Genomic DNA, 11,567 nt, shown 5'->3' on the forward strand with positions numbered 1-11,567 from the left:
GCCATGCCGGCGCGGCCGTTGGTGCCGGGGATTTCCACGCCGTAGACCACGGATTCGACGATCTGCTCGAAGCCGTCGAGAATCTGCTCCACCTCGGTGGTGGAGACGTTCTCGCCCTTCCAGCGGAAGGTGTCACCCAGGCGGTCGACGAACTGGGCGTGGCGGAAGCCGATGTCGCGCATCATGTCGCCGGTGTTGAACCAGGCGTCGCCTTTCTTGAACACGTCCCGGAAGATCGCCTTCTCGGTTTTGTCCTTGTCGGTGTAGCCGTCGAACGGGGTCTTGTCGGTGATCTCGCCGAGCATCAGGCCGGATTCGCCCTTGCCCACTTTGATCATGAAGCCCTTGTCGTCGCGTACCGGCTCGTCGGCTTCCTTGTCGTACTTGACGATGGCGTAGCTGACCGGCGAGAAGCCCACGGTGTTGTCGAAGTTAAACACGTTGGTGAAGGCCACGTTGCCCTCGGAAGAGGCGTACAGCTCCACCACGCGCTCGATGCCGAAGCGGCTCTTGAACTCTTTCCAGATGCTGGGGCGCAGGCCGTTGCCAACAATGGTGTGCACCGGGTTGTCGCCGTCGTCCGGCTTCTCGGGCTGCTCGTGCAGGTAGCGGCACAGCTCGCCGACGTAACCGAAGGCGGTGCAGTTGTGCTTGCGGATGTCGTCCCAGAAGCGGCTGGCGGAGAATTTCCGCGCGATCGCCAGACCGCCCGCGGGGGCGATCACCGAGGCCCAGCAGATCACCATGCCGGTGGCGTGGTAGAAGGGCAGGGTGCTGTAGAGGCGGTCGTCCTTGTTCAGGCGCACGGCGGAGTAGCCGAAGGCGCCGTAGGCTTTTTCCCAGCGGCCGTGATTGAACACCACCGCCTTGGGCAGGCCTGTGGTGCCGGAGGTGTAGATGTAGAACAGCGGGTCGCGCAGGAAGGTCTGGTGGGTGCTGGCCGGATTCTCGCTGGAGCAATCCTTGATCTCGGTGGCCAGGTTGGTGAAGCCTTCCGGGGCGGTGCCCGGGTCGGCCAGGGTGTCCTGGTCGGCGAAGTAGAAGAAGTTCTGCTTCAGGTCCAGGTCGTCACGCACTTCCTGGATCACGTCCACCAGCTCCTGGCCGATGATCGCCGCCTTGGGTTTTACCAGGTTGAAGCTGTGGGTGAGTACCTTGCCCTTCTGGGAGGTGTTGATCAGGGCGGAACAGACGCCCAGCTTGGCGCAGCCCAGCACGGTGGCCAGCAGCTCGGGACGGTTTTCCACGTCCACCACCACGGTGTCGCCTTTCTTCAGGCCGATGGAGGCCAGGTAGTCGGCGATGCGGTTGGCCCAGGCATTGAACTGCTTGTAGGTGAGCTCCCGGTCTTCATAGAGAATGGCGACGCCGTTGGGATTGCTCTCGGTGGCTTTTTCGAAAGCCACCCCCAAGCCCAGCGGCGTGGTGGTGTCGGTGATCTTGCTCATCTTGGAGCCTTTGATCAAACCAGGCAGATTACCGAGAATCTCGGGAACCTTGGACAGAAGCTTGGGCAACGTAATAACGTCGGCGCTGCTCATGGGATCTCCATTGTCTGTGTTCTTGGAATGCCCGGATCGAGCCGGGAGTTTATATAAAGCACTGCTCTATTAGTGTGGCGTCACATCCGGCGTCCGGTGGCGGCTCGGGACCGCTCCACAGGGGCCGCCATACCTTACCGTTCGCCCCCTATACCGGCAAGCAAAGCGCCGGCTCTTGCGCGACCGGCCGGTCGCGCCGCCGCCGTGGAGTCATTCAAACATACTTTGGAACGAACGTCCGTTACCCGAAAACGCCGGCCGGTTGTCATTCAGTGACAACCTCCGGGGTGACGGTGATCAGCAGCTGCTGGCGCTTGACCTGATCGCCGGCGCTGACGGTGACGGTGTCCACGGTGCCGTCGCAGTCCGCTTTCAGGGCGTGTTCCATCTTCATGGCTTCCAGCACCGCCAATGTCTGTCCCCTTTTTACCGTATCGCCGGCGGCGGCGTTCACTTCGATCACCGCGCCGTCCATGGGCGCTTTCAGCTGGCCGGAGCCGGGGCCCTGCTCGCCGCCGCTGGCCCGGTGGGTGCGCTCCTCGAAGCAGGCGCGCAGGCCGCCGTCCTGCAGCCACACGCGGCCGTCCCGGTGCAGCCAGTGGTAGCGGCGGCGCACGCCGTCCAGGGTGGCGATCAGGGTGCCGTCGTCGTGAACCGCGTCCAGGCGGACCGCGTCCAGGGTCAGGTCCGGGCCGTCGTGGATGCCGTCCGGGGTCAGGTAGAGGGTGCGTTCGTGGTCGCCCTGGGCCAGCACCAGCGGCTGCGCGCCCACGCCGCTGGAGTGCCAGTTGCGGTAGCCGGCGCGGCCGGCGGCGTCACCGGCGCCGATACGGGTGAGCAGCAGGGCGGCCAGCGCCCACAGGGCTTCCGGGGTGTCGGCGGCGCGCAGGCCCGGGTCGTCGGCGAAGGGGCCGTCGATGAAGGCGGTGGTGGCGTCGCCGGCGGCGAATTCCGGGTGGCGCAGGATCGCCGCCAGGAAGCGGCGGTTGTCGTCCAGGCCCATCAGCACCGTGTCTTCCACGGCGCGGATCAGCCGACGGCGGGCTTCGTCGCGGCTGGCGCCGAAGGCGATGATCTTGGCCAGCATGGGGTCGTAGTGGCTGCCCACTTCGGCGCCGTCCACCAGGCCGTGGTCAATGCGCACGCCCTCGCCATTGGCCGGCCGCCAGCTCAGCACCGGGCCGGTTTGCGGCAGGTAGCCCTGGGCCGGGTCCTCGGCGTAGAGGCGCACTTCCATGGCGTGGCCGGTGAGCCGCACCTGCTCCTGGGTAAGGGGCAGGGGCTCGCCGGCGGCCACCCGCAGCTGCCAGGCCACCAGGTCCTGGCCGGTGACCAGCTCGGTGACCGGGTGCTCCACCTGCAGGCGGGTGTTCATTTCCAGAAAGTAGAACTCGCCGTCCGCGCCGAGCAGGAACTCCACGGTGCCGGCGCCCACGTAATCGCAGGCCTTGGCGGCGTTCACCGCCGCCTCGCCCATGCGCCGGCGCAGGTCCTCGTCGACCACCGGGGAGGGCGCTTCCTCCACCACTTTCTGATGGCGGCGCTGCACCGAGCAGTCGCGCTCGCCCAGGTGGATGACGTTGCCGTGGTGGTCGCCGAACACCTGGATCTCCACGTGGCGGGGGTTGATCACCGCCCGCTCGAGGATCAGCTCGTCGTTGCCGAAGCTGCTTTTCGCCTCCTGGCGGGCGCTTTTCAGCTGGGCGGGGATCTGCTGCGGTTCGGTGACCACGCGCATGCCGCGCCCGCCGCCGCCGGCGCTGGCCTTGATCATCAGCGGCAAGCCCACGGCCTCCGCTTCCTTTATCAGGGTGTCGTCGCTCTGGTCCTCGCCCTGGTAGCCGGGCACGCAGGGCACGCCGGCCTCCTGCATGGCGATCTTGGACAGCCGCTTGGAGCCCATCAGGCGGATCGCCTCGGCGGGCGGGCCGATAAAGGTGACGCCGGCCTCCGCGCAGGCGGCGGCGAAGTCCGCGTTCTCGGACAGAAAGCCGTAGCCCGGGTGCACCGCGTCGGCGCCGCTGCGGCGGCAGGCGTCCAGCAGCGCCGGCACGTTCAGGTAGGACTCGGCGGCGGTGGCGGGGCCGATGCAGACCGCCTCGTCGGCCAGCTGCACGTGGCGGGCGCCGGCGTCCGGCTCGGAGAACACCGCCACCGTGCGATAGCCCAGCGAACGCGCGCTTTCCAGTACCCGGCAGGCAATTTCGCCCCGGTTGGCGACCAGTACTTTCTCAAAACTCATTGCCATTCCTTATTCATTTGCCAGCGACGGCCTTGTGGGCCCCTGTGCGAGCGGGCCTCGCCCGCGAAAGGGTGGCTTATAGCCACCCGGCAGGATCCCAGAGGCCTTCCTAACGGCGGCATAAACAGCGTCTCTGGTATCCTGCCGGCAAGCTAAGCTTGCCTTTCGCGGGCGAGGCCCGCTCCCACAAGGGGTCGCTTTCACAGGAAGACCTGATCATTCGTCGGCGGCCCACTTCGGCGGACGCTTCTGCACAAAAGCCAGGGTGCCTTCCTGGCCCTCTTCGCTGGCCACGGCTTCGGCGAAGTCGGCCGCCGCGCGGTCGAGCAGCTCGTCCATGGGCATGTGGCCCACGTCGAGCACCAGTTGTTTGGTGACCCGGCTTGCGTTGGGAGCGCAGCGGCGTATTTCACCGAGCACCTCGGCGAGCTTCTTGTCCAGCTCCGTCGGGGAGTCCGCCACCTCGTGGACCACGCCCAGGGTCAGCGCGTGGTGGCCGTCGAAGCGCTGGCCGGTGAGGGCGATGCGGCGGGCGCGGGTGAGGCCGATACGCTGCACCACGAACGGGGCGATCTGCGCGGGAATCACGCCGAGGCCGGTTTCCGGCAGCCCGAATTTGGCGTCGCCGGCGCTGATCGCCACGTCGCTGACGCAGGCCAGACCGAAGCCGCCGCCCATCACCGCGCCTTCCAGCACGGTGATCAGCACCTGGGGCAGCCGGTTGGCGCGGCTGATCATTTCGCCGAAACGGCGGTTCAGGCGCAGAAACGCTTCCGGGTCGCCTTCGGCGGCCTGCTGCCGCGCGCCGGCCATATCCTTGATGTCGCCGCCGGCGCAGAAGTGACCGTCCGCGCCACGCAACACCAGAGTGCGCACCTCGGCGCCGGCCGCGTCGTTTTCCAGCCAGTCGAACACGTCCATCAGCTCGCTCACCATGGCCAGGCTCATGGCATTACGCGCTTCCGGCCGATTCAGCGTGATGTGCAGCACGCTGCCGTCGCGGGCCAGCGTAATCGTTTCGGTTTCGGGTAGATTCATAGCCTTTCCCAGTCGGTTGAGAGGCTTCAAGCCGCAAGCTACAAGCTTCAAGCTAAAATCAGGCACGGCTTGCTTGTGGCTTGTAGCTTGGTGCTTGCAGCTGTTATTTCTTTTTGCCCGGCAGCATGCCCATGGTCTTGCAGATAATGCCGAGCATCACTTCGTCGGCGCCGCCGCCGATGGAGCCCAGGCGGCCGTCGCGGTAGAGCTGGCTGGCCGGGTTGTCCCACATAAAGCCGTTGCCGCCCCAGTACTGCATGCAGCCGTCGGCCACTTCCCGGGACAGGCGGCCGGCCTTGAGCTTGGCCATGGACGCCAGACGCAGCACGTCGCCGCCGTTGATGTAGGTTTCGCAGGCCTGCCATACCAGCGCGCGCAGCATTTCCACTTCGGTCTGCAGCTCCGCCAGCTTGAAATGCACGGACTGGTTATCCAGCAGCGACATGCCGAACACCTGGCGCTCGCGGGCGTACTCGATGGTCTGGGCGATCAGGTTGTCGCAGCCCTTGATGGCGTTCGCGGCGCCCCACAGACGCTCTTCCTGGAACTGCATCATCTGCATCATGAAGCCCATGCCTTCCTGGCCGATCAGGTTGCGCTGCGGCACGCGCACGTCGTCGAAGAACACCTGGGCGGTTTCCGAGCTGCGCATGCCCAGCTTGTTGAGCGGCTTGTCCACGGTGATGCCGCCGGCGTCCTTGGGCACCACGATCAGGGACTTGTTGACGTGGGGTTTGTCGTCGGAGGTGTTGGCCAGCAGGCAAAAGAAGTCGGCGCTGGGCGAGTTGGTGATCCACATCTTGGTGCCGTTGATCACATAGTCGTCGCCGTCCTTTTTGGCGTTGGTCTTGATGTTGGCCACGTCGGAGCCGGCGTGGGGCTCGGACACCGCGATCGAGGCGACCATGTCACCGGCGATGGCCGGCGCCAGGTAGTCGCGCTTGAGCTCGTCGGAGCCGAAGCGGGCCAGGGCGGGCGTGGCCATGTCGGTCTGCACGCCGATGGACAACGGCACGCCGCCACAGGTGGCGCCGCCGATTTCCTCGGCGACGATCAGGCCGTAGGAATAATCCAGACCCATGCCGCCGTATTCCTCGGGCTTAGTGACGCCCAGCAGGCCCAGATCACCCATCTTCTTGAACACGTCGTGGATCGGAAAACGGCCCGCCGCTTCCCACTCCGGCACGAACGGGTTCACCTCTTTCTCGATAAAATTACGCACCGTGCGGCGCAGCTCTTCATGTTCCTGAGTAAACAACATGGGTCGGGTCCTGTGTTTTGTTCGGCTCGTTTTGTTGAGCGCTGGGATGTCAGTGGTAACCAAAAAACTGGTGGTTTTAGTTAACAGTTAATAGTTAACAGTGAAGAGCGAAAGAGGGTGCGGTCCGGCCTTCGCCGTCCGCACCGAGCCTTTCTGCAACGGTGTTTTCGCTATTAACTGTTCACTATTCACTTTTAACTGCTCTCTACAGTCGTGCCACGCCAAAGGTATTGGCGTTCAGCTCCCGTTGCTCCGCTTGCCGGCAGATGTCGAGCACGTAGGCCAGCACCTTGCGGGTGTCGCGGGGGTCGATGATGCCGTCGTCCCAGAGGCGGGCGGTGCCGTAGAGCGCGGTGGATTGCGCGTCCAGTTTCTGGGCCGTGCTTTGCTGCAGCATGTCGAGCACCTTTTCGTCCGGTTCCAGGCCGTTGGCGCGCTGTTTGGCTTCGGCGACGATGCGCAGCACGGTGCCGGCCTGCTGGCCGCCCATCACCGCCACCTTGGCGTTGGGCCAGGCGAAGATGAAGCGCGGGTCCAGGCCGCGGCCGCACATGGCGTAGTTGCCGGCGCCGTAGGAGCCGCCCACGAGAATGGAAATTTTCGGTACCCGGGCGTTGGCCACCGCCTGGATCATTTTCGAACCGTGCTTGATGACGCCGTTCTGCTCCGGGTCGGTGCCGACCATGAAACCGGTGGTGTTGTGGAGAAACAGTAAAGGCCGGCGGGTCTGGTCGCAGAGCTGGATGAACTGAGCCGCCTTGGCGGCGCCGCGCGGGGTGATCGGGCCGTTGTTGCCGATCACGCCCACCGGCTGGCCTTCGATGTCGATCCAGCCGCACAGGGTGGCGCTGTCCCAGTCGTTCTTGAAGTCCAGGAAGTCGGAGCCGTCGGCGAGGCGGGCGATGATTTCACGCACGTCGTAGGGCTTCTTGCTGTCCGCCGGCACCACGCCGAGCAGCTGCTCCGGCGGGTAGAGCGGTTCCTGCCAGTCGCGGTTTTCCGGCGGCGTGTCGCGCAGGCCCAGCTTGCTCATGATGTCGCGGGCATGGCGGATGCCGTCGGCGTCGTTCTCGGCCAGGTACTCGGCGGTGCCGGCCACGCCGGTGTGCATTTCCGCGCCGCCCAGCTCCTCGTCGGTGGCGATTTCACCGGTGGCCGCCTTCAATAGCGGCGGCCCGGCCAGGAACATCTTGGCGCGGTTGCGCACCAGCACCACGTAGTCCGAGAGCCCGGGCTGGTAGGCGCCGCCGGCGGTGGCGTTGCCGTGCACCACGGTGATCTGCGGGATGCCGGCGGCGGACAGGCGCGCTTGATTGGCGAAGGTGCGGGCGCCCTCCACGAACACGTCGGCGGCGTAGTTCAGATTGGCGCCGCCGGATTCCACCAGGCTCACCATGGGCAGCCGGTTTTCCTGGGCGATGCGCTGCAGGCGCAGGGTTTTATGCAGCCCGGACGGCGTCACCGTGCCGCCCTTGATGGCGGAGTTGGAAGCGGTGACCAGGCAGCGCACGCCGCACACATAGCCGATGCCGGCGATGGTGCCGCCACCGGCTTCGGTGCCGTCCTTGTCGTCGTGCATCTTGTAGCCGGCCAGGTTCATCAGGCTCAGATAGGGCGAGCCCGGATCCAGCAGCCTCGCCACCCGTTCGTGGGGCAGCAGCTGGCCGCGTTTTTCGAATTTTTCCCGTTTGCCTTCGGCGGTGTCGCGGACCTGCTGTTCGATGGCGCGGAATTCCTCCACCGCCTGCAGCAGGGCGTCACGGTTTTGCCGGTATTCCTCGCTGTTCGGGTCGAGGGCGGATTCGAGTACAGGCATTAATCCAGATCCTTGAGCACGTTGGGCGTCACGGCGCGGTGGAAGCCGTCATAGGGTTTGGAGTTTTTGTGGTCGGGCAGCGGGAACATGGCCACGTTGCCCTGGCTGGCGGCGCCGTCGATGCGCCAGGTGTCGCCGCTGATAAAGGCGGCGCCTTCGCTGAGCAGGAAGGTAATCGCCGAGGACACTTCCGCTTCCAGGCCGAGCCGTTTCAGCGGCACCGCGCCGCGCAGGGTCTTGATGGTCTGCTGCATGCCTTCCGGGTAGGTGTCCATGCCGGAGGAGGCGATCCAGCCCGGTGCCACCGCGTTCACGCGCACGCCGGCGCAGGCCCATTCCAGGGCGGCGGTTTTGGTGAAGTTGTCCATGCCGGCGCGGGCGGCGCCGGAGTGGCCCATGCCGGGCATGCCGCCCCACATGTCGGCGACGATGTTGACGATGCTGCCGCCGCTTTTGTTCATGCCCTGCATGAACACTTCCCGGGCCATCAGGAAGCCGCCGGTCAGGTTGGTGCGGATCACGGTTTCCCAGCCTTTCTGGCTGATCATGGCCACCGGCGAGGGGAACTGGCCGCCGGCGTTGTTGACCAGGCCGTCCACCTGGTGCACCTGCTTGTAGATCGCCGCCACGGTGTCGCGGACTTTGTCCTCGTCGCGGATATCGCAGGTGAACACCAGCGCTTCCTGGCCGGTGTCCTCGCGGATCTCCTCGGCCACCGCCTTGAGCTTGTCTTCCTTGCGGCCCAGCAGCACCACCCGGGCGCCCAGCGCCGCCAGCTCGTGGGCGGTGCAGCGGCCGATGCCGGAACCGCCGCCGGTGACGATGATGGTCTTACCGGCGAACAGGTCGTCGCGGAATACGGAACGGTACGGCATTCAGAATTTCCTCACTGTAAGGTTTCCAGGATGTCGGCGCTCACGGGCACCGGAAAGTCCAGAAGTTGTTGGGCGAACGCCTTGCCCTGCGGGTCGATGCGCAGGCTGGCGATGCCGCCGCCGCCCAGGGCGTGGCGCAGCAGGAAGTTGAAGGCGTTGAAGCCCGGTAACTCCCAATGACTGACGCTGCCGCGCTCCGGGTCGAGCACGTGTTTCATGTAGTCGGCCACGGCGGCGTCGGTGAGCGCGGCGCGCAGGTAGGGCAGGTATTCCGGTTTGCGCGCCATCACGCCGATGTTGGCGTGGTCGCCTTTGTCGCCGGAGCGTGCCCAGGCCAGCTTCACCAGCGGCACGCTGGTGTCGCCGGTGGCGGTGTCGCTGCCGTTGGTGTCCGGCAGGCCGGCCACGTCCAGGGGTGTGCCCACCGGCACGCCCACTTCCGTGGGGGTGCCGTCCAGGTCCACGGTGGCGGTGACGTCCACCTTGGGCACCAGGGTGGAGAACAGGCGGATGCGCGGCATCGGCTTGGGCCGGCCGCCGACCAGCCCGGACAGGCCCGGCGCCATGCCGGTGGCGGCCTGGGCGATTTCCCGGGCGAACAGGCCCAGCGCCTTGCGGTCGTCGTGCAGGGCGGCGATCTTCACGACCACTTCGCGGCTGTCCTCGCGGCGCGCCTGGGCGCCGTAGGTGGTTTCGCTGCCGAGGATTTCCACGCTGGTGTCGCGCATCGGCGCCATGCCCAGCTGTTTGAGCAGGCCGTCGGTCTTTTTCAGGATCGCCGCCGCCACCACGCGGCCCTTGGCCGGCGCTTCCCGGCCGCCCATCAGGAAGGAGGCGGTGATGCGCTGGCCGTCCGGGTAGGTGGCGGACACTTTATAGGTGTCGGTGGGCGGCAGGCCGCGGGCGCCGCTTACCCGGACCCGGTGTTCGCCGTCCTGGGCCAGGGTGACGCCGGTGAAGTCGCACACCACGTCCGGGAGAATATAGGCGCGCGGGTCGCCGATTTCGTAGAGCACCTGCTCGCCCACCGTGGCCGGGGTCACCAGGCCGCCGGTGCCGGGCGGTTTGGTGATCACGAACGTGCCGTCCTGGTGGCACTCGGCGATCGGGAAGCCCATGTTGTGAAAGTCCGGCACCTCGCGCCAGTCGGTGAAGTTGCCGCCGGTGCACTGGGCGCCGCATTCGATCACATGGCCGGCCAGGGAGCCCTGGGCGAGCTTGTCGTAGTCGTCGTCGGCCCATTTGAATTCGTGCATCAGCGGGCCCAGCACCAGGGCCGAATCGGCGATGCGGCCGGTCAGCACCAGGTCGGCGCCGGCGTCCAGCGCCGCCTGGATCGGCAGGGCGCCCAGGTAGGCGTTCATGGTCACGGTGACCGGCGGCAGGCCGGCGCCGGTGTCCAGCTCCTTGCAGTCGCTGAACTGCTCGCGGCGGCCGTTGAGGTCGTCGCCTTCCACCAGGGCGATGTTCATTTCCACGCCGGCCTCGGCGAACACCTTCTGCAGCGCCTCGCGGCAGGCGCGCGGATTGACGCCGCCGGCGTTGCTGATCACCTTGATGTTCTTCTCTTTGATCTCGCGGGCCAGCGGTGCCATCACCTGGGTGACGAAGTCGTGGGCGTAGCCGGCGCTGGGGTCCTTCATGCGCGCGCCCGCCATGATCGACAGGGTCACCTCCGCCAGGTAGTCGAACACCAGGTAGTCGATCTCGCCCTGGCGGACCAGTTGGAAGGCGGCGCTGTTGGTGTCGCCCCAGAAGCCGGCGGCGCAGCCGATGCGAACAGGTCCAGCCATAAGTCGTGCCCCGAATTGCTGTTGTGCGAATGATTCCGTAAGCTACCAAGCAAGCGCTTGGTTTGGCAAGAGGTAGAGGTAGTACATTGTGGGAGCTTGCTTGCAAGCGAAAGGGTGGCTTTAGCCACCCGGCGGGATACCAGAGGCGTTGTTGGTGCTTTTGTTAGAGAGGCCTCTGGGATCCTGCCGGCAAGCCGCGCTTGCCTTTCGCGGGCAGGGCCCGCTCCTACAAGCCTGCCCGAACCGGCTTGCAGCGCGCAGCTTGCAGCGATTTAATGCGCCGCTAGAAGAGGAGCGCCACATGCCTGACACACCCGCCATTCACGGCATCGACAATTCGCCCCGGGGCCGGCTGCTGAGCGCCGCCGCCCATCTGTTCCGGGACAAGGGGTTCGACCGGACCACGGTGCGTGACATCGCCGCGGCGGTGGGCATTCAGAGCGGTTCGATCTTCCACCACTTCAAGAGCAAGGAGGACATCCTGTTCGCGGTGATGGAGGAGGTGATCCGCTTTAATACCGAGCGCCTGCGCCAGGCGGTGGCTGACGCGGACACGCCGCTGGAGCAGCTGCGCAATCTGGTGCGCGCCGAGCTCACCGCCACCGTGGGCGACACCCGCGAGGCGATGGTGGTGATGGTGGCGGAGTGGCGCTGTCTCGGCGAGGCCAAACAGCAGGAAGCCCTGGCGCTGCGCGAGATCTACGAGCAGATCTGGCTGGATGTGCTGGGGCGCCTGCACAAGGCCGGGGCCTTCCACGCCGACCCCTTTATCATGCGGCGGCTGCTCACCGGCATGATCGGCTGGACCCCCAACTGGTTCAGCACCAACCGCCGGCTGTCCGTGGAGGACCTGGCGGACCTGATCGTCGACCGGGTGGTGGGCGAAGCATGATCGGTAACGGCATCGCCTGGGGGCGCCATACCATCATCGAAGAGGGCGAGCTGCAGCGCGACACCCTGCAGCTGCGCGTCGACCACTATATCGTCGCCGGCCCGGACGG

Annotated in this window: 8 protein-coding genes; 1 reads left to right on the forward strand and 7 read right to left on the reverse strand. The window is 66.2% G+C overall.

Annotation, left to right across the window (positions count from 1 at the left end):
- From ACEQZD_RS01325 to ACEQZD_RS01355, 7 genes are all read right to left on the reverse strand, one after another.
- The coding region (locus ACEQZD_RS01325) for a long-chain-acyl-CoA synthetase (RefSeq protein WP_370183497.1) at positions 1 to 1,541 on the reverse strand (1,541 nt) is incomplete at its 3' end.
- A 265-nt stretch (positions 1,542 to 1,806) separates the two neighbouring features.
- The gene (locus tag ACEQZD_RS01330; RefSeq protein WP_370183499.1) at positions 1,807 to 3,783 is read right to left on the reverse strand and encodes an acetyl-CoA carboxylase biotin carboxylase subunit; all 1,977 of its coding nucleotides are present in this window, start codon (positions 3,781 to 3,783) and stop codon (positions 1,807 to 1,809) included.
- Between the two features lie 216 nt (positions 3,784 to 3,999).
- Positions 4,000 to 4,821: an enoyl-CoA hydratase/isomerase family protein gene (locus tag ACEQZD_RS01335; protein ID WP_370183500.1), complete on the reverse strand. Its 822-nt coding sequence runs from the start codon at positions 4,819 to 4,821 to the stop codon at positions 4,000 to 4,002.
- A gap of 103 nt (positions 4,822 to 4,924) precedes the next feature.
- A complete protein-coding gene (locus ACEQZD_RS01340; protein ID WP_335628564.1) occupies positions 4,925 to 6,082 on the reverse strand; it encodes an acyl-CoA dehydrogenase family protein in 1,158 nt (385 codons plus the stop codon).
- A 205-nt stretch (positions 6,083 to 6,287) separates the two neighbouring features.
- Positions 6,288 to 7,898: an acyl-CoA carboxylase subunit beta gene (locus ACEQZD_RS01345; RefSeq protein ID WP_370183503.1), complete on the reverse strand. Its 1,611-nt coding sequence runs from the start codon at positions 7,896 to 7,898 to the stop codon at positions 6,288 to 6,290.
- A complete protein-coding gene (locus ACEQZD_RS01350) occupies positions 7,898 to 8,773 on the reverse strand; it encodes an SDR family oxidoreductase (protein WP_272975733.1) in 876 nt (291 codons plus the stop codon). Before ACEQZD_RS01350 ends, ACEQZD_RS01345 begins: the two co-directional genes overlap by 1 nt.
- Before the next feature lie 11 nt (positions 8,774 to 8,784).
- Positions 8,785 to 10,566 carry an acyclic terpene utilization AtuA family protein gene (locus ACEQZD_RS01355; protein ID WP_370183506.1) on the reverse strand — a complete coding sequence of 594 codons (1,782 nt, stop codon included), beginning with the start codon at positions 10,564 to 10,566 and terminating at the stop codon, positions 8,785 to 8,787.
- Between the two features lie 301 nt (positions 10,567 to 10,867).
- Here ACEQZD_RS01355 and ACEQZD_RS01360 point away from each other — a divergent pair, with 301 nt between their 5' ends.
- The gene (locus ACEQZD_RS01360) at positions 10,868 to 11,458 is read left to right on the forward strand and encodes a TetR/AcrR family transcriptional regulator (protein WP_335628560.1); all 591 of its coding nucleotides are present in this window, start codon (positions 10,868 to 10,870) and stop codon (positions 11,456 to 11,458) included.
- The last annotated feature ends 109 nt before the right edge of the window (positions 11,459 to 11,567 follow it).

It is taken from the genome of Alloalcanivorax sp. (assembly GCF_964221125.1).
GTDB lineage: Bacteria > Pseudomonadota > Gammaproteobacteria > Pseudomonadales > Alcanivoracaceae > Alloalcanivorax > Alloalcanivorax venustensis.

Coding starts and splice junctions, on each gene's coding strand:
- ACEQZD_RS01330 (WP_370183499.1), bottom strand. CDS start 3,783: ATGAGTTTTGAGAAAGTACTGGTCGCCAACCGGGGCGAAATTGCCTGC.
- ACEQZD_RS01335 (WP_370183500.1), bottom strand. CDS start 4,821: ATGAATCTACCCGAAACCGAAACGATTACGCTGGCCCGCGACGGCAGC.
- ACEQZD_RS01340 (WP_335628564.1), bottom strand. CDS start 6,082: ATGTTGTTTACTCAGGAACATGAAGAGCTGCGCCGCACGGTGCGTAAT.
- ACEQZD_RS01345 (WP_370183503.1), bottom strand. CDS start 7,898: ATGCCTGTACTCGAATCCGCCCTCGACCCGAACAGCGAGGAATACCGG.
- ACEQZD_RS01350 (WP_272975733.1), bottom strand. CDS start 8,773: ATGCCGTACCGTTCCGTATTCCGCGACGACCTGTTCGCCGGTAAGACC.
- ACEQZD_RS01355 (WP_370183506.1), bottom strand. CDS start 10,566: ATGGCTGGACCTGTTCGCATCGGCTGCGCCGCCGGCTTCTGGGGCGAC.
- ACEQZD_RS01360 (WP_335628560.1), top strand. CDS start 10,868: ATGCCTGACACACCCGCCATTCACGGCATCGACAATTCGCCCCGGGGC.